General features: G+C 57.9%; 22 protein-coding genes. 9 read left to right on the plus strand and 13 right to left on the minus strand.

From position 1 onward, the window contains the following. Positions 1-170: 170 nt before the first annotated feature. Positions 171-1,304 (plus strand): AGE family epimerase/isomerase, encoded by a 1,134-nt coding sequence (locus tag FGA82_RS12560; protein WP_141127309.1) that lies wholly within the window; start codon positions 171-173, stop codon positions 1,302-1,304. A gap of 109 nt (positions 1,305-1,413) precedes the next feature. Here the strand turns inward: FGA82_RS12560 and FGA82_RS12565 are convergent, their stop codons facing one another. The 9 genes from FGA82_RS12565 to amaB all read right to left on the minus strand — a co-directional run bounded on the left by FGA82_RS12565 (position 1,414) and on the right by amaB (position 12,507). Further along, complete coding sequence (locus FGA82_RS12565) at positions 1,414-2,319, minus strand: cation diffusion facilitator family transporter (protein ID WP_141127310.1); 906 nt, start codon at positions 2,317-2,319, stop codon at positions 1,414-1,416. A 174-nt stretch (positions 2,320-2,493) separates the two neighbouring features. Further along, on the minus strand, positions 2,494-3,258 hold the full coding sequence (locus tag FGA82_RS12570; RefSeq protein WP_141127311.1) for an SDR family oxidoreductase: 765 nt from the start codon (positions 3,256-3,258) through the stop codon (positions 2,494-2,496). A gap of 839 nt (positions 3,259-4,097) precedes the next feature. Further along, the gene (locus FGA82_RS12580) at positions 4,098-4,814 is read right to left on the minus strand and encodes an ABC transporter ATP-binding protein (RefSeq protein WP_025111825.1); all 717 of its coding nucleotides are present in this window, start codon (positions 4,812-4,814) and stop codon (positions 4,098-4,100) included. Further along, on the minus strand, positions 4,811-5,683 hold the full coding sequence (locus FGA82_RS12585; protein ID WP_016985385.1) for an ABC transporter ATP-binding protein: 873 nt from the start codon (positions 5,681-5,683) through the stop codon (positions 4,811-4,813). The genes FGA82_RS12580 and FGA82_RS12585 overlap by 4 nt, the downstream gene beginning before the upstream one ends. Beyond that, positions 5,680-6,981, minus strand: a complete 1,302-nt coding sequence (livM, locus tag FGA82_RS12590) for a high-affinity branched-chain amino acid ABC transporter permease LivM (RefSeq protein WP_141127312.1) — start codon at positions 6,979-6,981, stop codon at positions 5,680-5,682. Before livM ends, FGA82_RS12585 begins: the two co-directional genes overlap by 4 nt. 3 nt (positions 6,982-6,984) lie before the next feature. Next, complete coding sequence (locus FGA82_RS12595) at positions 6,985-7,899, minus strand: ABC transporter permease subunit (RefSeq protein ID WP_008078282.1); 915 nt, start codon at positions 7,897-7,899, stop codon at positions 6,985-6,987. Positions 7,900-8,140: 241 nt separating this feature from the next. Then, complete coding sequence (locus FGA82_RS12600) at positions 8,141-9,274, minus strand: ABC transporter substrate-binding protein (protein ID WP_064117213.1); 1,134 nt, start codon at positions 9,272-9,274, stop codon at positions 8,141-8,143. A 368-nt stretch (positions 9,275-9,642) separates the two neighbouring features. Continuing rightward, positions 9,643-10,926, minus strand: a complete 1,284-nt coding sequence (amaA, locus tag FGA82_RS12605; protein WP_141127313.1) for an L-pipecolate oxidase — start codon at positions 10,924-10,926, stop codon at positions 9,643-9,645. Positions 10,927-11,016: 90 nt separating this feature from the next. Continuing rightward, positions 11,017-12,507 (minus strand): L-piperidine-6-carboxylate dehydrogenase, encoded by a 1,491-nt coding sequence (gene amaB, locus FGA82_RS12610; RefSeq protein ID WP_007915887.1) that lies wholly within the window; start codon positions 12,505-12,507, stop codon positions 11,017-11,019. Between the two features lie 162 nt (positions 12,508-12,669). Between amaB and FGA82_RS12615 the strand changes: the two genes are divergently transcribed. Next, the gene (locus tag FGA82_RS12615; protein WP_141127314.1) at positions 12,670-13,566 is read left to right on the plus strand and encodes a LysR family transcriptional regulator; all 897 of its coding nucleotides are present in this window, start codon (positions 12,670-12,672) and stop codon (positions 13,564-13,566) included. A gap of 96 nt (positions 13,567-13,662) precedes the next feature. On the opposite strand, the gene FGA82_RS12620 is transcribed toward FGA82_RS12615, so the two are convergent. Further along, positions 13,663-14,472: a helix-turn-helix domain-containing protein gene (locus FGA82_RS12620; protein WP_141127315.1), complete on the minus strand. Its 810-nt coding sequence runs from the start codon at positions 14,470-14,472 to the stop codon at positions 13,663-13,665. Between the two features lie 174 nt (positions 14,473-14,646). Between FGA82_RS12620 and FGA82_RS12625 the strand changes: the two genes are divergently transcribed. The 5 genes from FGA82_RS12625 to nadE all read left to right on the plus strand — a co-directional run bounded on the left by FGA82_RS12625 (position 14,647) and on the right by nadE (position 18,870). Next, positions 14,647-16,113, plus strand: a complete 1,467-nt coding sequence (locus FGA82_RS12625) for an alanine/glycine:cation symporter family protein (protein WP_141127316.1) — start codon at positions 14,647-14,649, stop codon at positions 16,111-16,113. A gap of 134 nt (positions 16,114-16,247) precedes the next feature. Next, the gene (locus tag FGA82_RS12630) at positions 16,248-16,517 is read left to right on the plus strand and encodes a hypothetical protein (protein ID WP_038360420.1); all 270 of its coding nucleotides are present in this window, start codon (positions 16,248-16,250) and stop codon (positions 16,515-16,517) included. Then, complete coding sequence (locus FGA82_RS12635; protein WP_141127317.1) at positions 16,510-16,764, plus strand: hypothetical protein; 255 nt, start codon at positions 16,510-16,512, stop codon at positions 16,762-16,764. The genes FGA82_RS12630 and FGA82_RS12635 overlap by 8 nt, the downstream gene beginning before the upstream one ends. A gap of 50 nt (positions 16,765-16,814) precedes the next feature. Then, positions 16,815-18,038, plus strand: a complete 1,224-nt coding sequence (pncB, locus tag FGA82_RS12640; protein ID WP_141127318.1) for a nicotinate phosphoribosyltransferase — start codon at positions 16,815-16,817, stop codon at positions 18,036-18,038. Positions 18,039-18,042: 4 nt separating this feature from the next. Further along, complete coding sequence (gene nadE / locus FGA82_RS12645; protein WP_122599297.1) at positions 18,043-18,870, plus strand: ammonia-dependent NAD(+) synthetase; 828 nt, start codon at positions 18,043-18,045, stop codon at positions 18,868-18,870. A gap of 153 nt (positions 18,871-19,023) precedes the next feature. Here the strand turns inward: nadE and azu are convergent, their stop codons facing one another. After that, complete coding sequence (gene azu, locus FGA82_RS12650; RefSeq protein ID WP_008078296.1) at positions 19,024-19,467, minus strand: azurin; 444 nt, start codon at positions 19,465-19,467, stop codon at positions 19,024-19,026. Between the two features lie 340 nt (positions 19,468-19,807). Between azu and FGA82_RS12655 the strand changes: the two genes are divergently transcribed. Further along, complete coding sequence (locus FGA82_RS12655) at positions 19,808-20,395, plus strand: TIGR00730 family Rossman fold protein (RefSeq protein ID WP_141127319.1); 588 nt, start codon at positions 19,808-19,810, stop codon at positions 20,393-20,395. Between the two features lie 67 nt (positions 20,396-20,462). Next, a complete protein-coding gene (locus FGA82_RS12660; RefSeq protein WP_034151625.1) occupies positions 20,463-20,651 on the plus strand; it encodes a hypothetical protein in 189 nt (62 codons plus the stop codon). 205 nt (positions 20,652-20,856) lie between these two features. Here FGA82_RS12660 and FGA82_RS12670 read toward each other — a convergent pair whose 3' ends face one another. Beyond that, a complete protein-coding gene (locus FGA82_RS12670) occupies positions 20,857-21,747 on the minus strand; it encodes a transglutaminase family protein (protein ID WP_141127320.1) in 891 nt (296 codons plus the stop codon). After that, complete coding sequence (locus tag FGA82_RS12675) at positions 21,747-24,233, minus strand: circularly permuted type 2 ATP-grasp protein (RefSeq protein WP_141127321.1); 2,487 nt, start codon at positions 24,231-24,233, stop codon at positions 21,747-21,749. The genes FGA82_RS12670 and FGA82_RS12675 overlap by 1 nt, the downstream gene beginning before the upstream one ends. Positions 24,234-24,287: the final 54 nt, after the last annotated feature.

Raw genomic sequence — 24,287 nt, forward strand, 5'->3', positions numbered from 1 at the left:
GAACTGGCCCCTTCGCGAGCAAGCTCGCTCCCACATTGGATTTGTGGCATACACAAAACCTGTGGGAGCGAGCTTGCTCGCGAAGGCGGCCGATCAGACGCCGCATCTCTGATGCCGGTCTCTCTGCTACCATGTCGCGCAATCGCCCCAGCCCGTGACGACGTCCGCCCATGCCCCACGCTTCCCGCTCCACCTCCCTGCCCGAATTGACCGCCCTGTTCGGCGCTGTGCAACAGCACTTCGTCAACGTGATCGTGCCGCTCTGGCAAGGCCCGGGCTGGAACGCCGACATGGCGCTGCCCTACGAGGCGCTAGACGCCGCGCATCAGCCGCTGCCACCGCAACGCTATCGAGCGATGGCCTGTGCACGGCAGTTGTATCTGTTTTCCAGTCTGATCGGGGTTGTGGATAACGCTGAAATCCGTGCGGCGGCGCTGTTCCGCTCGCTGCAACGGCACTTCCATGATGCCGAACACGGCGGCTGGTTCTACAGCATCGACGCACAAGGCAAGCCGCTGGATCAGCGCAAGGACCTCTATACCCACGCCTTCATCCTGTTTGCCTGCGCGCATTACTGGGAGAAGTCCGGCGATCCGTTGGCTGAGTCGACGTTGAATGCGGCGCTGGAAATCATTGGCCGACGCTTTGCCACCGGCGATGGCTTGTACGAAGCCTGCCTGGAGCGCGACTGGATCACCCTGCAAACCGGTCCGCTGCAGAATCCATTGATGCATCTGGCCGAAGCGTTTCTGGCCACCCTGGCGGTTCGCGAAGATGCCCAGACGCAGCAGGTATTGCTGGAGTTATGCACGGCCATGCACAAGCAGTTCGTCGATCCGCAATATGGCGTGTTGATGGAGAAGCCGCTCGGCGCTGTGGATAACTGGTATGAGCCGGGGCATCAGTTCGAATGGTATTTCCTGCTGGAATCGTCGCCGTTGTTGCGCGGTTCGAAACTGCATGCGGCGCTGGATCGGGCGTTTGCCTTTACCGAGCAATACGGTGTGGTGCAGTCATCCGGCGCGGTGCGGGCGATGCTCGATCTGGAAACGGACGGGCGCCCGCGAGACTCGACTCAGCGGATCTGGGCTCAGGCGGAATATCTGCGCGCGCTGACGTTGCGTCAGGGCAGTGAAGCGGTGGTGCTGCGCCAATTGCAGGCGTTGCAGCAGCGGTTTCTGCATGCAGGTGGCTGGCATGAGTGTCGGGATGAATTGGGCGAGGTGAGTCGCAAGGACATGCCTTCTACTACGCCGTATCACCTGGCGACTTGCTATAGCGGCCTGGCTGAATATCTGCGCTGACGGATAAATAGCTATCGCGAGCAGGCTCACTCCTACAGGGGAACGCATTCCAAATGTAGGAGTGAGCCTGCTCCGGGCGGCGATCCGACGATTAGCCGTTATGCGGTCTCTAGGCGATCCACTTCTTGTCCCCGGTAAAGCTGATGGTCAACCAGCGCGCCGCATCCGGCTTGCCCAGCTTCGCCGATATCTCTTCGCGTAACGCGTCCAGCTGTCCGACATTGCTCAACGCATAATCCGCCGGCAACACCACATGAATCTCGATAAACCGCGCCCGACCGTGCTTCTGCACGTACGACACGTAATCGTCGAAACCATGTTCGGATTTCGCCGCCTCCATCACCTGGCGCACCTGATCATCCAGCGTATCCGGGGCGATCCCCAGCACATCGCGCAGCGCCGGGCCAAGGATCTTGAACGCCGGTGGCAACATGGTCAGCGCCAGCACGATCAGGATCAACGGGTCGACATACACCGCCCACTGACCATAGCCCTGAGACTTGAGCAGCAGCGCCGCAAGGAAACTGATCAACAGGCCCACAGACAGCATCGCATCCACCAGCCAACTGATGTTGTCGAACTGGATCAGGCTCGATTTTAGCTTGCGATTGCGGTGCCGTACGTAGAAGAAGTAGGCGAATTCGACCATGGTAAACACCGCGGCATAAATGATCACCAGCCCCAACTCGATGTCGCGGCCACCGTTGATGATGCCGAACACGCCGTTGAGGAACGCGTAGATCGCGATCAACATCAGGAAGCTGCCTTCGATCAGCAGCACCATCGGCTCCAGATGCCAGAACCCGAACTGGAAGCGGTGGTTGCTTTCCTTGGCAATCAACTTGGCGGTGATCAGCATCAAGACCTTGATGAACGTTGCGATCAGCGAGAAAAAACCATCAAACAGGATGGATTGCGAACCTGAAACAAAACCGGTGACGATCCCGGCAATCGCCACGGCGAACATCAGAATGGTCGATTGTTTGAGCAGTGCCTGCTCACCTCGGTTACTCACTTTGACTCCTCGAAAACCTTGAAAACCGCGGGGTGCGGTTGGGTTGTTGCGAGGGGAGTTTACCTTATCGGAATTTATTGCCTGTGGCGGCCCCTTCGCGAGCAAGCTCGCTCCCACATTTGATCGCGGTCTCATGTGGGAGCGAGCTCGCTCGCGAAGAACGATGACGCGGTGTCAGGCCTTATTACGCTCGATGGCAAAACCGGCCCAGGTCTGGCTCACCGGCATCAACTCAAGGCTGTTGATATTGATGTGCGCCGGCGCATTCATCACCCAGAAAATCGTCTCGGCAATGTCCTGTGGCTGGATCGGCTCGGCACCCGCGTAGGTCGCGTTGTAACGCTCCTGATCACCAGCGAAACGCACCAGCGAGAACTCGCTTTCGCACAGCCCCGGCTCAATGTTGCTGACCCGCACGCCGGTGCCCTGCAAATCGCAACGCAGGTTCAGCGAGAACTGTTTAACGAACGCTTTGGTCGCGCCATACACGTGGCTGCCCGGGTACGGATAGTTGCCGGCGATAGAGCCAAGGTTGACGATGCCGGCGCCACGACCATGGGCGATCAGGCGTGGCAGCAGCAAGCGCGTGGCGTACATCAGGCCTTTGACGTTGGTGTCGACCATGGTGTCCCAATCGTCCAGATCGCACTTCGGCGCCGGGTCCACGCCCAGTGCCAGACCTGCGTTGTTGATCAGACCACGCAGTTTGGCGAACGATGGCGGCAGATTGGCAATCGCCTCTTCCATCGCCTTGCGGTCACGCACATCGAGCACCAGGCTATGCACTTCGGTCTGCTTCGACAGTTCGGCGCACAGCGCATTGAGGCGTTCTTCACGACGACCGGTCAGCACCAGTTTCCAGCCAGCCTCGGCAAAACGGCGGGCACAGGCTTCACCAAATCCGGACGTCGCGCCGGTGATAAACAGGGTGTTGGACATCGTGTTCTCCTTGCTTCGGCCGCCGGGGCAGCCCTTGGAATAGAAATTCAGCAGGCAGCATGCCCGCCCGCGCTTTCACGGGCAACACCCACAAGCTGTACAAAAAACAACCAAGCGTACCAACACCATAGCCACCGTGGCCTGTAGCCATGTGCACGCATGTTATCCACAGTCCCTTCCACAGTTTCCGGGGGCAAGTGCAAACACGTAAAGCCGCGCCACACAAGGCTTTGCGTGCGAAATAGAAAGTTTTTTGCTTGACCCTGAAGCGGCGGATGTGCCGGAGATGGCATTTTGCACGACTGACGCGTCAACGCAGTGATTGCGCGAGGCCAGTAATTACGGCCCTCAGCGCAGTCTTTCCAGAGTTTAATCACAGACTTATCCACAGGATTGTTCACCCGGAATCACTGCTATCCGCGACGCTATAAAATGGTTGACAACGAAGACTTCAAGCCCCGCAAAAACGCCTGATCAAAAAACAACCACACACTTGCAGGCCACGGTTTACATGGCGCGCAGCCAGATACACCCACGTTATTCACAGCCAGCTCCACAGCAAACGGGGACAAGTCAAATCTGTGGAAAAACAGCCATTTGCAGCGTCTATATGTCGCGCTTTCACAGCTTGGGGAATTTGTTTTCCACAATTTCATGCAACACTTGAAATCACTGATCAATTCCCTGTAGGAGCTGCCGAAGGCTGCGATCTTTTGATCTTTAAAGACAACATCAAAAGATCGCAGCCTTCGGCAGCTCCTACACAGGCGTGCGGTATGTTTGAGGAATGAAAAAGCCCCGGGACTTGCGTCGCCGGGGCTGTGCATAACGTCGAGGAATCAGTGCCCGCCCAGATAGGCGTTACGCACCTCCTCATTCACCAGCAACTCTTTACCCGTGCCCGTCAGGCGTATCTCGCCGTTAACCATCACATACGCCCGGTCCGACAGCTTCAGTGCATGATTGGCGTTCTGCTCGACGAGGAAAATCGTCATCCCGGTTTTCGCCAATTCGCGCAGGGTCGCGAAAATCTGCTTCACCACAATCGGCGCCAACCCGAGGCTCGGCTCATCGAGCAGCAACAACTTCGGCCGACTCATCAGTGCTCGGGCAATGGCGAGCATTTGCTGCTCACCGCCGGACATGGTCATCGCCCGCTGGGTGCGCCGCTCTTCCAGCCGTGGAAACAGCGTGAACATGCGCTGCATGTCCTCTTTGGCGTACTTGTCGCCAATCGGGATGGTGCCCATCAGCAGGTTTTCCTCGACGGTCATGTCGGGGAATACCCGCCGTCCTTCCGGCGACTGCGCAATGCCGTTGGAAGCGATGTAGTGCGAGGACTTGTGGGTAATGTCGACGCCTTGATAGAGAATCTGCCCGCCCGCCGCCCGTGGCTGACCGAAGATCGACATCAGCAACGTCGATTTGCCGGCGCCGTTGGAGCCGATCAGGCTGACGGTTTCACCTTCGTTGATCTGCAGCGAAACACCTTTGAGCGCCTGGATCGGTCCGTAGAACACGTCGAGGTCTTTGAGTTCGAGGATCGGTCGGGTCATACCAGCTCCTCTTCGTCGGCGCCCAGATAGGCGGCAATCACTTTCGGATCGTTACGGATCGCTTCAGGCCCGCCTTCGGCGATGACGATGCCGTGGTCCAGCACCACGATGTGGTCGGAAATGCTCATAACCATGCCCATGTCGTGTTCGATCAGCACCACGGTCAGATCGTGCTCGTCACGCAGCAGACGGATCATCGCGCTCAGCGCTTCGGTTTCCTGAGGGTTGAGGCCGGCGGCCGGTTCGTCGAGGCAGATGATCTGTGGCCGCGTGCACATGGCCCGGGCGATCTCCAGACGGCGCTGTTGGCCGTAGGAAAGTTCACCGGCGAGACGGTTGGCACAGTCCACCAGATCGACCACTTCCAGCCAGTAGAACGCGCAGTCCAGCGCATCGCTTTCGGCCTTGCGATAGCCCTTGGTGTTGAGGATGCCGGCGAGCATGTTGCGGTTGACCCACATGTGCTGAGCCACCAGCAGGTTTTCCAGCACCGACATTTCCTTGAACAGGCGAATGTTCTGGAAGGTCCGCGCCAGGCCTGCACGGTTCACCAAGTGCGTACCGCCGAACATCTTGTAGTACATGCGGCTGAGGAAAGATTTCGGCGAGACGAAATCGGTCGGTTTGAACGATTCGCCCAGCAACTGGATAACGTTGGTCTGCTGGCCGCGCACGTTGAGTTCGATCTTGCCGCCGGAGGCTTTGTAGAACCCGGTCAGGCAGTTGAACACCGTGGTCTTGCCGGCGCCGTTGGGGCCGATCAAGGCGAAGATCGAGTTGCGTTTGACCTTCAGGCTGACATCGCTCAACGCCTTGATGCCACCGAAATGCATCATCAGTTTTTCAACAGAGAGTACGACTTCACTCATGGCGCAGTCCTCTCATAGTGAATGGCACCTTTGCGTGGAGTGACCCCGGTACGGCTGATGCGAATCAGCCCGCGTGGTCGCCAGATCATCATCAACACCATCAGGATGCCGAACAGCAGCACGCGATATTCGGCGAAGCCGCGCAGCAATTCCGGGGCGACGGTCAGCACGAACGCGGCGATCACCACACCGATGGTCGAGCCCATGCCGCCGAGTACGACGATGGCGAGGATCAATGCCGATTCGAAGAAGGTGAACGAGGTCGGGTTGACGAAGCCTTGGTAGGTTGCAAAGAACACACCGGCGAGACCGGCCGTCGATGCACCGATGGTGAACGCCGAGAGCTTGACCAGCACGTGATTAAGGCCCATCGAGCGGCAGGCGATTTCATCTTCACGCAGAGCTTCCCACGCACGGCCGACCGGCATTTTCACCAGCCGATGCTTGATGTACAGCACGGCCAGCACCACGAGGAACAACACCGCGTAGATGAAGTAGTACTTCACGTCCGGGTTATAAGCGATGCCGAAGAACTCGTGAAACGGCACCCCGCCATCCTTCGCCCGTTTGCCGAACTCCAGACCGAAGAACGTCGGCAGCGGTGCCGGCATGCCATTCGGGCCGCCGGTCAGCGACAACCAGTTATTGAGGATCAGGCGAATGATTTCACCGAAGCCCAGCGTCACGATCGCCAGATAGTCGCCGTGCAGGCGCAGCACCGGAAAACCGAGGATGCACCCGGCAAGCCCCGCCGTGATTGCCGCCAGCGGCAGCACCGTCCAGAAACCCAGGCCCAGGTACTGATAACCGAGCGCCAGACCGTAGGCGCCGATGGCGTAGAACGCCACGTAACCGAGGTCGAGCAGGCCGGCCAGACCGACCACGATGTTCAATCCCAGCCCCAGCAGCACATAGATCAACCCGAGGATGACCACGCCCAGCAGATAGGAGTTGGAGACAAACGGCACGATGATCGCCAGCACAATCAACAGCGGGATGATCCAGCGCAGGCGTGTTTTGTGATCGGCCGGCAGCACATGCACACCGGAACCGGTGCTCTCGAATCCATCGAGAATCTTCAGGCCCTTGGGCGTTTGCAGGAACAGGCTGAGGGCAAAACGGCCGATCATGACGATGCCGATCAGCCACGCTACGCGGGTCGGCTCAAGATTGAAGCTGTAACCTTCGAGTACGACGCCGACAATCGGCCCGAAAACAATCAGGGCAATCAGGCCGGCCAGAATCGCCTCAACCAGGCTTTTTTTGATATCAATGCTTTTTTGAGTGGTTGAAGACATCGCTTACACCTTCGACACAAGAGGACGGCCCAACAGGCCCTGCGGCCGGAAGACCAGAACAAGTACGAGCAGCGAGAAGCTGAACACGTCTTTGTAGTCGGAGTTGACCAGGCCGGAGAACAGCGACTCGGAGATACCGAGAATGATCCCGCCCAGCATCGCACCCGGCAGCGAACCAATCCCCCCGAGTACCGCAGCAGTGAAGGCTTTAATACCGATGACGAAGCCGGCGTAGAAGTCGAACGTGCCGTAGTTCATGGTAATCAGCACGCCGGCCAATGCCGCCATGGCTGCACCGATGATGAACACGTAGGAGATAACGCGGTCGGTGTTGATCCCCAGAATCGAGGCCATCTTGCGATCTTGCTGAGTGGCGCGGCACATGCGGCCGAGCTTCGTGTACTTGATCACGTAGGTCAGCAGCCCCATGCCGACGAACGCGGCCACCAGGATGAAGATCTTGGTGTAAGTGAGCTGAACGAAGCCGGTGCCGATGTCGACGCGCCAGGCGCCGGTGAGCAGCGTCGGAACACCCTGTTGGCGGGCGCCCTGGCTGATCTGGGCATAGTTTTGCAGGATCAGGGAAATACCGATGGCGCTGATCAGCGGTGCCAGTCGGGTGGAGTTGCGCAGGGGTTTGTAAGCGACTCGTTCAATGACCCAGCCATACACCGCCGTAACGACGATGGTGAAGATCAGAGTGCCGAGCATCAGCAGCGGGAAGGATTCAATACCGAAGTACGCCAGCAGAGCCAGACTGATTGCCGCCAGGTAAGCAGAAATCATGTAAACCTCGCCGTGGGCGAAGTTGATCATGCCGATGATGCCGTAGACCATTGTGTAGCCGATGGCGATCAGGCCATAGACCGACCCGAGGGTCAGGCCGTTGACCAGTTGCTGCAGGAAAATACCATCCATAACGCAATCTCACGCAGTGAGAACCTGCACACCTGTGATGTGCGGTTCTTCTAGGAAAAATACAGATTTACGTCGGAGCAATGTCAGCCACGATCAGAACGACCACCCCGGCCCCTTGTGGGAGCGAGCTTGCTCGCGAAAGCGGTGTATCAGCTACCAGCGACGGCGACTGACACCCCGTATTCGCGAGCAAGCTCGCTCCCACAGGGGATCGGTGGGGGTTAACTGATCGCGTCAGCCCTTACTTCTGTTTTTCCAGCTGGTGATATTTGCCAGTCGCGTCCCACTGGTACACCACGTAGTCGGAGACTTTCAGGTCGCCCTTCTTGTCCCAGGCTTTCTCACCCATGACGGTTTTCACCGGATTGGCCTTCAGCCACTCGGCAGCTTTCTCGCCACTGTTGGACTTGGCGCCGTTGAAAGCGGCAGCCAGGGTTTGAACAGAAGCGTAGGCGTACAGGGTGTAGCCTTCTGGTTCGGTGCCGGCCTTGCGGAAGGCATCGACGACGGTTTTACTTTCCGGCAGCAGACGCGGGTCGGCGCCGAAGGTCATCAGCACGCCGTCGACGTATTGCGGGCCGCCCGCGGTGGTCACCAGTTCGTCGGTGACGATGCCGTCATCGGACATGAACTTGACGTCTTTCAGGCCTTCGGTACGCAATTGTTTGACCAGTGGACCGGCTTCCGGGTGCAGACCGCCGAAGTAGACGACATCGGCGCCAGCCGCGCGGATCTTGGTGACCACGGCGCTGAAGTCTTTCTCGCCACGGGTCAGGCCTTCATACAGCACTGGCTTCACGCCGCGCTTCTCAAGCTGAGCCTTGGTGGCATCCGCCAGGCCTTGGCCATAGGTGTCCTTGTCGTGCAGCACGGCAACCTTCTTGCCTTTGAGCACGTCGACAATGTAGTCACCGGCGACGATACCTTGCTGGTCGTCACGCCCGCACATACGGAACATGGCGCTAAGGCCGCGCTCGGTCACTTGCGGGTTGGTGGAACCCGGGGTGATCGCGATCACACCGGCTTCGTCGTAAATTTCCGAGGCTGGAATGGTTGAAGAAGAGCAGAAGTGACCGACCACGCCAGCAACTTTCTGGTTGACCAGGTCCTTGGCGACCGTCACGGCCTGCTTCGGTTCGCAGGCGTCATCGCCCTTGACCAGTACGATTTTCTCCCCGTTGACGCCGCCCGCCGCGTTGACTGCGTCAGCCGCCGCCTGTGCACCCTTCATGTACTGCTCGCCAAATGCCGCGTTGGCGCCAGTCATTGGACCCGCTACACCGATTTTCACATCAGCTTGAGCAAACGCAGAAACACCCAACGCAGTAGCCACTGCGAGGGCCAGAAAGCCTTTCTTGTAAAACGTCTGGGACATGAGGTGGTGCTCCAAGGTTTTTTTTAGTTGGCACTGCGACTTCACTTCACTGAATGCTCTGAGCAAGGGCCGTGCCATCGGTTTTTTATTCTTCAAAAAGTCGCTGCTTTCTTGTTATTTCGACTGTTTCGTTCCCATTTTCATTGGGCGTGCAACCGTCTAAACCGCGGAAGGTAAAACCATTTATTTTTTCAGGCGCAACCCGCACGCGCCATCATTGCAACCGCGGCGCCAAACGACGTGCAACCAGCCTGTAACAGCCCGCGTCACCGAACTGCACACTGCTGGTGCGGGACTGCTACAACCCGCACCATTACAGGCTAGTCGCTACATCGAAAAGCGCCGCTTCCGGCAACATATTTCAACACTCAAATCACAATGCGCAGGCACTGGCCCGCGTGATACAGCGAGAATCCGGCCTCGTACAGGCAACTGCGCAAGCCCACACCCGCCAAGGGCTGCATCGGTGCGAAAGGAATCGGCAAAGCATGAGGATCGCCGTTACACAGGTAGTCGGCGAAGGCTTTGCCGACCACGGTGCCAGTAGTGACGCCACGGCCGTTGTAACCGGTGACGGCCACCAGACCCGGTGCCGGCTCGAACAGGCGCATGAGGTGATCAGGCGTGAATGCGATGCGCCCGGTCCAAGTGCATTCCCACTCGACCGGTTTCAGATTGGGGAAGTAATGCTGCTGCACGCGGTCGGCCCAAGCCTTGAGAAACCACGTCGGTTTCTGATTGCCATTGCCCAGGCTGCCGAGCAACAAGCGCCCTTCTTTGTCACGGCGGATGCTGCTCAATACTTGGCGTGTATCCCACGATCCCTGCCCGCCCGGGAGGATTTCCTGGGCGGCGTCTTCGCTTAGCGGCACCGAAGCGACCTGATAGTAATAACCGGGGAAGAAGTTGCGCTTGAGTTCGGTCCAGTCGCCTTCGGTGTAGGCGTTGGAGGCGATGACCACTTGTTCGGCCAATACTGAACCGTGCTCGGTCTGCACTGACCAGTTCGAGCCCTGACGCTCAAGCCGAGTGACCGGCGAATGATCGAACATTTGCCCACCGAGACCGCTTACCGCATTGGCCAGCCCGGTGACATACGCCATCGGATTGAGCGTACCGGCGCGGCGATCGAGCAAAGCCGCAGCGATCTTTTGCGTGCCGGTGGCTTGTTCGCAAGCCTTGCCGGTCAGCAGTTCGACCGGCGCACCACGGCGTTTCCATTGTTGTTCACGACTGCGCAGATCCGCCTCGCCCTTGGCGTTGTGCGCCATGTGCAACGTGCCTTCGCGGCGTAACTGGCAATCGATGTTGTACTTGTCCACAAGGCTGAACACCAGTGCCGGCGCGGCCCCGAGCATGCGGTTGAGCTGGCTGCCAACCGCCTCGCCGAAACCGGCCTCGATCTCGTCCGGCGGGATCCACATGCCGGCATTGACCAGCCCGACGTTGCGCCCCGAACCGCCGTGACCGGCGCGATGAGCCTCCAGCACACAGACGCTTTTGCCTTTTTCCAACAGATGCAGCGCCGCCGCCAATCCGGTGAACCCGGCGCCGATCACACAGACATCGACTTTGACTTCGCCCTTCAGCGCGGTGTTATCCGGCCTTTGCGGCGTAAGCTTTTCCCACAGACATTCTTCGCGTAACGGCATTGCCAAGCTCCTGTCGGAGCAGCTGCAAGCTTTGAGCTACAAGCAGCAAGCCGATCTGCTTGTAGCTTGGGGCTTGAAGCTCGCTGCTGCTTAATCGAATGTGATGCCCTGCGCCAGCGGCAACTCTAACGAGTAGTTCACGGTGTTGGTTTGACGGCGCATGTAAGCGCGCCATGCGTCGGAACCCGACTCACGACCACCACCGGTTTCTTTCTCGCCACCAAACGCGCCACCAATTTCCGCACCGCTCGGGCCGATGTTGACGTTGGCGATGCCGCAGTCGCTGCCGACCGCCGACATGAACTGCTCGGCTTCGCGCACATCCGTGGTGAAGATGCACGACGACAGGCCTTGTGGCACAGCGTTGTTCAGGCGCAGCGCTTCCTGGAAGTCGCTGTAACCGACCACGTACAGAATCGGTGCGAAGGTTTCGCTGCAGACCACGTCACTCTGCTCCGGCATTTCAACGATGGCCGGCGACACGTAATAGGCGTTAGGGAACTGATCTTCGAGCTGGCGCTTGCCACCAAACACCCGACCGCCCTCGCTCAACGCCTGCTCCAGCGCGTCCTGCATGTTTTCGAAGCTGTGTTTGTCGATCAGCGGGCCGACCAGATTGCCTTCCAGCGGGTTACCGATACGCACTTTCGAGTACGCGGCTTTGAGGCGGGTGACGATTTCTTCTTTGACCGACTCATGGGCGATCAAACGGCGCAAGGTGGTGCAACGCTGTCCGGCAGTGCCGACGGCGCTGAACAGAATTGCACGTACCGCCATGTCGAGATCGGCACTTGGGCCGAGGATCATCGCGTTGTTGCCGCCCAGTTCCAGAATGCTGCGAGCAAAACGAGCGGCAACCTTCGGCGCCACTTCACGACCCATACGTGTGCTGCCAGTGGCGCTGATCAGCGCGACACGCGGGTCATCGACCAGCGCTTCGCCTGCGTCGCGACCACCAATAATCACCTGGCAAAGATTCGCTGGGGCGTCGGTGAAATTCTTCACTACACGATCAAACAGTGCCTGACAGGCCAACGCGGTCAGCGGGGTTTTCTCTGACGGTTTCCACACCACCGGGTTGCCGCAGACCAGCGCCAGCGTGGTGTTCCACGCCCACACTGCGACCGGGAAATTGAACGCGCTGATGACCCCGACCACGCCCAGCGGATGCCAGGTTTCGCGCATGTGGTGGCCCGGACGCTCGGAAGCGATGGTCAAACCGTACAGCTGACGGGACAGACCCACGGCGAAGTCGCAGATGTCGATCATCTCCTGCACTTCACCGAGACCTTCCTGAGTAATCTTGCCGGCCTCCCAGGAAACCAGTTCGCCGAGGTCGGCTTTGTATTCACGCAACACTTCACCAAACTGACGCACCAGTTCGCCACGACGCGGGGCTGGCACCTTGCGCCACTGCTCGAACGCATGATCTGCGCGACTGATGTGCTGCTCGACTTCGGCCGGGCCTTCCCAGTTCACGGCGGCGATGCGGCTGCCGTCGATCGGCGAATGCACCGGCACTTTGCCGTTCTGGTAAAGGGCCGGGTTCACACCAAGACGATCAAGCAATGCGGCAACCATGGGTCACTCCTCAAGCAAAAAACTGAATGTGTGCGGGCGCTTTTTCGCGACCGGGCAGGCCTTTAGTTGTAGCGTCACAATGGCGAGGCAACAAACGACCTTTACGCGAGATATCATTCCGTTTATTCATGCAGCGCTAGAAAGACAAGAAAAGGATCGGCCATGCTGAACAAACGCCACTTGCCCTCGTTCACTGCATTGCAGTGCTTCGAAGCCGTGACCCGGCACTTGAGCTTCACCCGCGCCGCCGAGGAACTGAACCTGACCCAGAGCGCGGTGAGCAAGCAGGTCGCGCAGTTGGAAGAACTGTTGCAGCATTTGTTGTTCCGCCGCGTACGTCGGCGTTTACAAATGACCCCGGCCGGGGATTTGTACTTGGTCGAAGTACGAAAAATTCTCTCGCAAGTGGAGATGTCGACGCATTACCTGCGTTCCTACGGCGGCGAAACTGAAGTCCTGCGCGTGTCTACACCATCGACATTCGGCGCGCGCTGGCTGGTGCCGCGCCTGAAAGGCTGGCGGCTGCGCCATCCGTCGATTCATCTGGATTTGTGCAACGAGCAGGAAGCGGATGATCTGCTGCAAGGGCGCAGTGATCTGGCGTTTTATTTCGGTCAGGGCTCACGGCCGGGCACGGAGTGCCTGAAGTTGTTCGGCGAAGAACTGGTGCCCGTCTGTGCGCCTGGCAGCCTGCCGGACACACCGTTTACTGACCCGACGCAACTTACCGATCTGGTGCTGCTGCAAAATGCCTCGCGCCCACAAGCCTGGCACGACTGGTTCGACAGTCAGGGTTACCAGACCGAACACAGCTATCACGGGCCGCGTTTCGAAACCTTTTATATGTGCATTCGTGCCGCGCAGGTCGGCTGCGGTGTGGCGCTGTTGCCGCGGTTTCTGGTGGAAGAGGAATTGGCCGACGGCAAACTGGTCATTCCCTTTGAGCATGCCATGCCCAGTACCGACGCTTATTACCTGGCGTACCCGGAGCATGCGGCGGAAGTGCCGAAGGTGCGCGACTTCGTCAAATGGATGCTGGAGCAGATCGACAATCCCTGATCGATCTCCCCGTAGGAGCTGTCGAGTGCAACGAGGCTGCGATCTTTTGATCTTAAAAGGCCGACATCAAAAGATCGCAGCCTGCTATGGGTTCTGTCAGGCGATAACAAACAGGCCCTCAACAACCTGAGCCTGAGCCAGACGCGCGCGCAGATCGTCATCGATAGCGCAATCATCAGGCTTGTACAACCGAACGCGTCGATAGGCATCGACGCGATTGATTTCCTGTCCCAGATATTCCCAGACAACCCTTGAGCACGCTGGAGCACGATGATCCGCCGCTGAAACCCCTATTTTCAAACCATTGAGCCGTGTAATACAGCTTTTAAAACTTGGGATGAGAATGGTCTGGCTGATTTCGTTGGAGGTAAGCGACTCATAGTCGATGAAAAACAAGCGATCACGCAGGTAATAAGCAACACCCAGATATTGATACCGTTCAAAATCTTCCCCCGCCCCGGCTATCTGTAAGCGCTCGTTTCTCTCGTAGACGACGTCATCCCCCTCCCCCCGCACATGCACGAGCGAACACAGAATGGAGCCGGGGTCAGTCATTGCGTGGTAATACTCGTAGTAATAACCGATGTGGGCTTTCAGTTCCGCTGAGGACTTCTGACGCAGATGCTCATGCATTATCTGTGGCGCAGTTACCTCGCCCAAGGCTGGGTTCTTACGGGCTTTCACGCCAATCAGGTTGATGAATTGCTCCGTTGGAAGTCCAATCTCAAACTCCTCCACACCAAAGAAGTCGCAGATTCGTTTGAGATTAAAAGGTGTCGGAACGCTTTTCCCACAAAGGTACTTATTGAATTGCCCACGATTAATGCGAACTTTCCTACAAACCTCCGCGACAGATCGGTAGTGACTACACAGCAGTCTCAAGTTTGCCGGAAGAAACTCACACATACAGTAATCCAACAAAAATCAAGAAGAGGCAACCATAGCAGCAACTCGCATCACTTTTAAGCAACTTGCGAAATTGCGCCGGATGAAATATGGCTGGATATTACGACATCTGAAAGCCTTCAGGACTGACGACACCATTAATTCGCCAGCACTCTATATAGCAAGGAGCTTTGAATGCTAGACGTCATCAACGATTTTTTGTCGGGCAAGGTATTAATACCTTTAGTTCTTGGATTGGGAAGCTATTTCACTATCCGATCGGGATTTGTCCAGATTAGATATTTCCGCCACATGTTCGGTGTTTTACACGGAAGTTGGCGCGCAGGCAGCCATCAATTGAGTTCATTTCAGGCACTCACACTCAGTCTTGCCGGACGCGTGGGCACCGGCAATATCGTTGGGGTCGGGATTGCCGTCAGCATGGGTGGGCCCGGCGCCGTATTCTGGATGTGGATGACCGCACTTTTGGGTATGTCAAGCAGCCTCTTCGAATGCACGCTGGGCCAGCTCTATAAACGCAACGACGAAAACGGTCTCTATCGAGGGGGTCCGTGTTGGTACATCCAGCACGGTCTGGGCAAACGCTGGCTCGGGATAATAGCGGCTGTATTAATGCTGGTGACCTTCGGCTTTGCAATCAATGGTCTCGAGTCCCATGCAGTATCTCACTCGCTAAAGGATGCGTTTGGTCTGCCACCCATGTGGTCAGGACTCGCACTTTCCTTGATGCTGGGAGTCGTCTTCATCGGCGGGATAAAGCGCATAGCAGCAGTAGCCGACCTTTTGGTTCCTATCAAGGTCCTCGCCTATATCGGCGTAACGGGCTACGTGTTGATTCTGCAGTTCGATCAAGTTCCGACAATGCTGGTCACCATTGTCAAAAACGCCCTCGGCCTGGATGAGGCGCTTGGCGGTCTGATTGGCAGTGCAATCATCATGGGGGTCAGACGCGGAGTATTTTCCAACGAAGCAGGTCTGGGAAGTGCTCCCAACGTTGCGTCAGTAGCGACGGTCAGTCATCCGGTTGCACAGGGCGTCGTACAAGCACTGAGTGTTTTCATCGATACATTCGTGATCTGCACATGCACTGCACTAATGATTTTATTATCCGGTTTCTACACTCCGGGCCTTGAAGGTGACGGTATCGCTCTGGCACAAAACTCGCTGGCAGCCGTTGTAGGAGAATGGGGGCGGATGTTTATCAGCGTGGTGCTTGCGTTGTTTGTATTCACGGCGATGCTTTACAACTATTACTTGGGAGAAAACAGTTTGCGCTTCATGTTTGACGAACCTCGCAAAGTGCTGATTCTCTATCGCGCGCTGGTGTTGACTCTAGTGTTCTGGGGATCGGTCGAAGATCTTTCCACTGTTTTGGCTTTTGCAGATATCACCATGACGTTACTGGCACTCGTCAACCTGATAACGATGGCCTTGCTTTTCAAGATATGCCTGCGCATCTTGCGTGATTACGATGACCAACGCCGCGCTGGAGTCGAGACACCCATTTTCGATTCAAAATTATTTCTTGATCTGGATCTTGATCCTGTGGCGTGGCCACCGCTAGCTTGCCGCTCAAGCACAATGAAACTTGGCGAGTCCTCTGACTCCCCGGAAATCAGCAAACAGATTGCTCAGGCATAGATAGAACAGATGCAGAGCCATTAAACCAGGTAATGGCTCTGCAGAAGGCAAACCAAAAAACCCAATCTTCAAACTAAAACAATATTAGATTCCTCGATCTGTCACGTCTAAAACAACCTGAAGGAGCTTATCCCATGAATCGATTTCATCCGCTCAAAGCAAACGCAACTAATATCCCCACCTTCTTTATAGACTCGCACGCCGCACCTGATCAGTTATTTGAAGACGCCTGCTTCAGAATCCGCGCCGCGGCCAGTCTCTTGGAGACTTTCACATCAGTCACCATTAAAGGCACCAACGACTCCGACTTCTATCGCCTGATACTTCCTGCCTATGTATTACTTCAGGATGGCGTTGATACGCTGGAACAGATCTCCTTCAAAGGAAGTTTCATCCATGTATAAAATTGCCACCAACGAAATGATAAGAGCTGCCATGATTAAAGCAGTTGAAACCAAGCTGATACCAAGACACTCTCTGCTCGCCGAGTATATAAAGAGCTGGGACTGTCTTGAACAAGTGCTTCAAGCCGCACTTGAGGTACAACCGAAAATGAACAATTTTTGCGGGCTAAGGTGTATGGCCTCAGCGGATCTTTCACCTGAAATCAAAAAAGCACTGGCAATCCCCACCGCTGATATGCGCCACTAGCGCCATTGATTGAGACCGCGCACAGGCGCGGCGCACCTGGAGACCCCGTTATGAGCGAGAGTGTGTTTGCCGATCGCATCGTGCAGAACCTGCTCGACACCGACTTCTACAAACTGACGATGATGCAGGCGGTGCTGCACAACTACCCCAACGTCGAAGTCGAATGGGAGTTCCGTTGCCGTAACAGCGAGGATCTGCGCCCGTATCTGGCCGAGATCCGTTTTCAGATCGAGCGGCTGGCCGAGCTGAGCCTGAGCGCCGATCAACTGAGTTTTCTTGAGCGCATCAGCTTCCTCAAACCGGACTTCCTGCGTTTCCTCGGGCTGTTCCGCTTCAACCTGCGCTATGTGCACACCGGTATCGAAAACGGCGAGTTGTTCATCCGTCTGCGCGGGCCGTGGCTGCATGTAATCCTCTACGAAGTGCCATTGCTGGCCATCGTCAGCGAAGTGCGCAACCGCTATCGCTACCGCGAAACCGTGCTCGAACAGGCGCGGGAACAGCTCTATCGCAAGTTCGACTGGCTGACCGCCAATGCCTCAGCCGATGAGTTGTCGCAACTGCAAGTCGCCGATTTCGGCACCCGTCGACGCTTTTCGTATGGCGTGCAGGCTGAAGTGGTGAATGTACTCAAACACGACTTCCCCGGGCGCTTCGTCGGCACCAGCAACGTGCACCTGTCGCGGGAACTGGACATGAAGCCGCTGGGCACCATGGCCCACGAATGGATCATGGCCCATCAGCAGCTCGGTCCACGGCTGATCGACAGCCAGATCGCCGCGCTCGATTGCTGGGTCCGCGAGTATCGTGGCTTGCTCGGGATTGCGCTCACCGATTGCATCACCACCGATGCCTTCCTAGGCGATTTCGACCTGTTTTTCGCCAAGCTTTTCGACGGTCTGCGCCACGACTCTGGCGACCCTGTGGTGTGGGGCGAAAAATGCATCGCTCACTATCACAAGCTCGGCATCGACCCGATGAGCAAGACCCTGGTGTTCTCCGACAGCCTGACCCTGCCCAAGTCGCTGGAGATCTTCCGCGCGCTGCACGGTCGGATCAACGTCAGCTTCGGCATCGGCACCAACCTCACCTGTGACATTCCGGGTGTCGAACCGATGAGCATCGTGCTTAAAATGACTGCCTGCAACGGCCAACCGGTGGCGAAGATCTCCGACGAGCCAGGCAAGTCCCACTGCAAAGACCCGAATTTCGTCGCCTACTTGCGACACGTGTTCCAGGTTCCTGCCGATTCCCGTCTATCTAGCAAGGAGTGAATTCATGCAAGCCGTACAGCGTGAGATTGCTGAGCAGCTCAAGGTGCAACCGCCGTTCGCCGACTACCAGGCCCTGCAGGCCGAAGTCGCCCGACGCATTGCCTTTATTCAGGATTGCCTGGTCAATTCCGGGCTCAAGACGCTGGTGCTGGGCATCAGCGGTGGTGTCGACTCGCTGACCGCCGGCCTGTTGGCCCAGCGCGCGATGCGTGAGCTGCGCGACCAGACCGGCGACAACAGCTACAAATTCATCGCCGTGCGCCTGCCGTACGAAACCCAGTTCGATGAACACGATGCCCAGGCCTCGGTGGATTTCATCGCTCCGGATGAGCGCCACACGGTCAACATCGGCCCGGCGGTGAAATCGCTGGCCAGTGAAGTGGCGGCTTTTGAGGGCAAGCACGCCGTGTCGGTGGACTTCGTGCTGGGCAATACCAAGGCGCGGATGCGCATGGTCGCCCAGTACACCATCGCCGGCGCCGCGCACGGGCTGGTGATCGGCACTGATCATGCAGCGGAAGCGGTGATGGGGTTCTTCACCAAGTTTGGTGACGGCGCTTGTGATCTGGCACCGCTCAGCGGTCTGGTGAAGAATCAGGTGCGGGCGATTGCACGCAGCTTTGGCGCGCCGGAGTCGTTGGTCGAGAAAGTGCCGACGGCGGACCTTGAGGATCTGTCGCCGGGCAAACCCGACGAAGCGTCCCATGGCGTGACGTACGCCGAGATTGACGCGTTCCTGCACGGTGAGCCGGTGCGTCAGGAAGCGTTCGACATTATCGTCGCGACTTACAACAAGACCCATCACAAGCGCGTGATGCCATTCGCCCCGTGAGTTGAAAGCCCCCTGTAGGAGCTGTCGAGTGAAACGAGGCTGCGATCTTTTGATCTGGCTTTGAAGATCAAGAGCAAAAGATCGCAGCCTTCGGCAGCTCCTACAGAAAACAAAAAAGCGTCCCGAGAGACGCTTTTTTTATGCCTGACTCAATTACTTGACGGTAATGGTGCCTTTCATCATCGATATATGGCCAGGGAACGAGCAGAAGAAGCCGTAGCCACCATCAGCAATCTTCGCAACGTCAAAGGTCAGCGAGTCGGTTTCCTTGGCGCCGATGATCTTGGTGTGAGCGATGATGCGTGCATCACCTTCCGGTAGGTAGTTCTTGTCGATACCGGCGGCCAGGCCAGCGGTAGCGATTGGCTGCATGTCAGCTTCTTTGCTGATCACCAGGTTGTGGCCCATGACGTTCTTCGGCAGGCTGCCGGAGTGGGTCAGTTCAACGGTGAAGGTTTTGCAGCTCTTGTCGATCACGATTTCCTTGGTGTTGAAGGACATCTGATCGGTGGAGTCAACGGTGGTTTTGCACTCGGCAGCCATCAATTGGCTGCTGGCCAGCGCCAGCAGGGATACCGCAACAACTTTGGAAAACATGGTGAATCTCCAAGGCAGGGTTAACAAAAACACGAATGGTGGAAAGACTGCCTGAAATCTTCGCAAGTTCCTATGACTTGAGTCAAAAATTGTATACAACTTTCAGGCTATGACACTCATCGACACAATCTAACGGCCAGATTCCCCGGCCGGCCCTATGATCGGCGCATCTACTGAGACGGAGTGCCTGTCATGTTCTTTAACGGTCTGTTGTGCAGTTTGCTCGCCGCCTACGCCTGTGGCGCCAGCGGTACGTTTGAATCGCCTGAACGCGAAGTTTAGGCCTTGGATCACGGCGTGCCAGCCATTACCCTGTGACGGATTGACCCAGGAGGAAGGCATGTCTCTGAAATCCGTGTGTGTATTTTGTGGTGCCAATGCTGGCACTGATCCGGCTTACACCGAAGCCGCCATTGCCCTTGGCCGGGCTTTGGCCGAGCGTAAACTGACCCTTGTCTACGGCGGTGGCGCCGTGGGTTTGATGGGCATCGTTGCCGATGCGGCACTGGCTGCCGGCGGCGAAGTGATCGGCATCATCCCGCAAAGCCTGATGGACAAGGAAATCGGCCACAAGAGCCTGACGCGCCTGGAAGTGGTTGAAGGCATGCACGCGCGCAAGGCGCGCATGGCTGAACTGAGCGACGCCTTCATCGCCCTGCCCGGCGGCCTCGGCACGCTGGAAGAGCTGTTCGAAGTCTGGACCTGGGGCCAGCTCGGCTACCACGGTAAACCTTTGGGCCTGCTGGAAGTGAACGGTTTCTACAGCAAACTCACCGCTTTTCTTGACCATATCGTCGGCGAAGGCTTCGTTCGAGCGCCACACCGTGACATGCTGCAAGTGAGCGAGTCGCCGCAAACGCTGCTCGATGCCCTGGACAACTGGAAGCCGACCGTCACGCCAAAGTGGGTCGACCAAAAACCCGGCTAACCACCGGGCACCGATACAGGGCAGAATACGCGCCGCTCAACCTCACCTTCGACCAAGAGGAACGCCCATGGCCAAACCCAATTACTCCTTCGCCAAACGTCAACGAGACCTGGCAAAGGAACAGAAGAAAGAGGAAAAGCTTCAGCGCAAGAAACAAACCGCTGAAGAAGCAGCACTGAACCCTGAGGGTGAAGTGGCACCGGAAGATGATGTTGATGCAACCGAAGCACCGAAAGATCAGGCGCCCGATGCCTGAGCCCCACCGGGTTTGATGATCGAATCAGACCCTGCGGATTTGTGACGGGGCTGGCGGTTTCACTGCCGGCCCTCACAGCCTTCCCCGAAATACCCAATTCCCCCTGTAGGAGTGAGCCTGCTCGCGATAGCGGTGTGTCAGCAGCAAATATTTCCACTGACACACCGCTATCGCGAGCAGGCTCACTCCTACAGTTTGATCGTCGCTAATCCAGCGGCATCACGGTAACGCGCACTTCCGGGTCGTGATTGCCGCCGCCAAGGATCACCCCGCGCAACGGTGACACATCGGAAAAATCCCGCCCCCACGCCAATGTAATGTGCTCCAGCGCCGGTTGCACATTGTTGGTCGGATCAAAATCCACCCATCCCAGCACCGGACAAAATACCGACACCCACGCATGCGACGCGTCGGCGCCGATCAAGCGTGGCTGCCCCGGTGGCGGCTGTGTCAGCAAATATCCACTGACATAGCGCGCCGCCAATCCTCGCGAACGCACGCACGCCAGCATCAAATGGGCGAAGTCCTGACAAACCCCGCGTCGCCGCTCCAGCACCTCCACCAGCGGTGTCGCGACCTGGGTTGCCTCGGCATCGAAAGTGAATTCGCTGAAAATCTTCTGCATCAAGTCCTGCACGCCCAACAGCAACGGCCTGCCTGCCGGAAAACAACTTTGCGAGAATTCGACGAAACTGCGTTTCAGATGCACGTACGGTGACTGGAACCGGTAGCGACAGGCTTCGAGCAACTCAGCGGACAACGGCTGACTGCTGTACGTCAGCGCATCGCGGGTCAGCTCCCAGGCGGGTGACTGATTAAAGTCCAGCGCCGGCCGCGCCAGCACTTCAACGGTGAGTTGTGCATTGACCTGCAATTCGTCATGCGGCCGCTCAAACGCCAATCGGGTCAGCGGATTACCAAACACATCCAGCTCATCGCGCCGCGCTGTCGGGTCCGGGCTAATCAGCAATTGCTGCTCGGTGCAGCGCTGCCAGCCGCATTCACGCGGCCACAGGTGCGCCAGTTGCTGCGCCAGGGAAACCGGGCTGTCGTAGTGGTAACAGGTGTCATGGAAGATCTGGTATCGAGCATTCATCAGACAGACACCGTGCGTTGGCTGACGTCATCGACATGGGCGAAATGGCGCAAGGCCAGACGATCCGAGACCTGACCGCTGGCATCGGCAATCTCTTGCAGCAGATCCGCCAGACCATTGAGCGCCGCTCGTACGCTGGCCTCCCCGAACAATGGATTCTCCAGGCAACCCAGATCAAAACGCGCAAGACGCTCGACCAGCTGCGGCAACCCCGCTTCCCGTGGGACACCGAAGTCATCATTCAAACGCTTCAACGTGCGGGTCACCAGCTTCAACTGGAACAACACCGCGTGCGGGTTCTGCTCGTCCAGCAGCAACAGGTCGAGCACCGGAATCAATTGCGCCACGGCCAGGTAACGCGAGCGGTAGGTGATGCTGCTATTGCCCAACTCCAGCAGCCACTCCAGGCCCGCCTGATCGAAAGCACCGGCGCCACGCAGAAACGCCGCGAGGCTGCTGCTGAGAAACTGCAGTCGCTCGATGCGCCGGCCAATCATCAGAAAGCGCCAGCCTTCGTCGCGAGTCATGTCGTCGAGGGCAAATCCGGACAGCGCCGCCAGCGACATCACCAGCCGGTTGAGAAAATCCAGCAGCTCGCCGAAGTCGGGTTCATCGGTATCCAGGTCCATCGCTTCGCGCTGCAACTCCACCAACGCCTGCCAGTTCTCGCGCGAGAGCTTGCCACGCACCTGCGAGGCCGCCCACTGCAAACGCTGCAGGTTGGAACGCAGACTGAACGACCAGTCCTCACCCAGCAGCGCTGCCAACAGGCGCTCAGGGAGTTCACCTTCGTCCGGCAGCAGCGTCAGCCGCTCACCGAGGTCGACCGCCGCCTGCAACGCTTGCGGGTCATCACCATCGACATACCGTGCGAGCATGATCCGTAGCAGTCGCGCACTGTCGTCACAGCGCTCACAGTAACGGCCGAACCAGAACAGGTTCTCAACGACTCGCGACGGGAGATAAGGGTCGCGGCGCACCAGATCGTGCACGCCGACGTTTCGCTGACTCTTCCATTGCTCGCCACTGGGTGGGCGATCACCGAGCACCCAAGTGTCCTTGCTGGCGCCGCCGCGCTGCATCGATACCACTTCGGCATCGGCCTCGGCGGCCACCCGGGTCAAACCACCGGGAAGCACACGATAACCCTCACCACTGGCCACGGCGTACATACGCATGCCGATGGCCCGTGGTTGCAGTTGACCGTTTTCCGCCTGCCAGATCGGCGCGTGGGACAATTGAGCCAATTCTTGCGCAACGTAGGCATAAGGGCGCGCCTGCATGCGTTCGCCAAGCGCCTGACGCTGTTTTTCACTCAGATCACGGCCCAACACGGGCGCGAAGCTTTGTGATGGGAACGCTGGTTTGATCAACAGTTCTGGCAGCTTTTCCAGCGCCTGCGCCAACACCGGCGCCTCGCCGCACCACCACGTCGCAATCGACGGCAGGATCAAATCTTCGCCGAACAGGTATTGGTTGATCTTCGGTAAAAAACCCAGCAACCCAGGCGATTCCAGCACGCCACTGCCCAATGCATTGCCGACCAGCACGCGGCCCTGACGCACCGCTTCGAGCAGACCGGGAACACCGAGCGCCGAATCCGTACGCAGCTCCAGCGGATCGCAGAAATCATCATCGAGCCGGCGCATGATCGCGTGCACCCGGCGCAGACCGCTGAGGGTTTTCAGGTAGACCGTGGCATCGCGCACGGTCAGATCGCCGCCCTCCACCAGTGGATAACCGAGCTGGCGAGCCAGATACAAATGTTCGAAATAACTTTCGTTGAAGCGCCCCGGTGTCAGCAGCACGACCAGCGGTGCGTCATCGTCACACGGCGCCTGTCGCGTGAGAGTTTCCTGCAATGTGCGGAAGAACCCGGCCAGATGCTGCACCTTCAGATCGCGGTACAACTCGGGAAAGGCACGGGACACGATGGTGCGGTTTTCCAGGGCATACCCGGCGCCCGATGGCGCTTGTGTGCGATCGGCAGTCACCCACCAGCGCCCGTCCGGCGTACGTGCCAGATCCACGGCGTACAGGTGCAGAAATATCTCTTCCGGCGGCGCGATATGCTGACACGGCCAGAGAAAATTGTTGTGTCCAAAGACCAGCTCTGCCGGCAACAAACCTTCGCTGATCAGCCGTTGCGGGCCATACAAGTCCGCCAGCACAGCATTGAGCAGGCGCGCACGCTGGGCGATGCCTGCCGATAATTGCTGCCACTCATCGGCGGCAATCACGTGGGGCAGCAAATCCAGCTCCCACGGCCGGTCCGCACCTTTCGGGTCGGCATAGACGTTATAGGTGACACCATTTTCCTGAATCTGCCGCGCCAGCAATGCCTGCCGCTGCACCAGTTGCGCCGGCGTGCTGCGCTGCAACTGATCGAACAGCCGCCGCCAGTGCGGGCGCACCGCGCCACTGCCGTCGAGCAGTTCATGATAAGTGCCCGCCGTAAGCGGGTAGCGGTCTAGCAGGTCAGGCATGGAAAGCTCGGCAGACAGCAAGGAACGGTCAGACTAACGCAGGCAGATGACGCG

The sequence above is a fragment of the Pseudomonas fluorescens genome (genome assembly GCF_005938625.1).
GTDB classification, from domain to species: Bacteria; Pseudomonadota; Gammaproteobacteria; order Pseudomonadales; family Pseudomonadaceae; genus Aquipseudomonas; species Aquipseudomonas fluorescens_BD.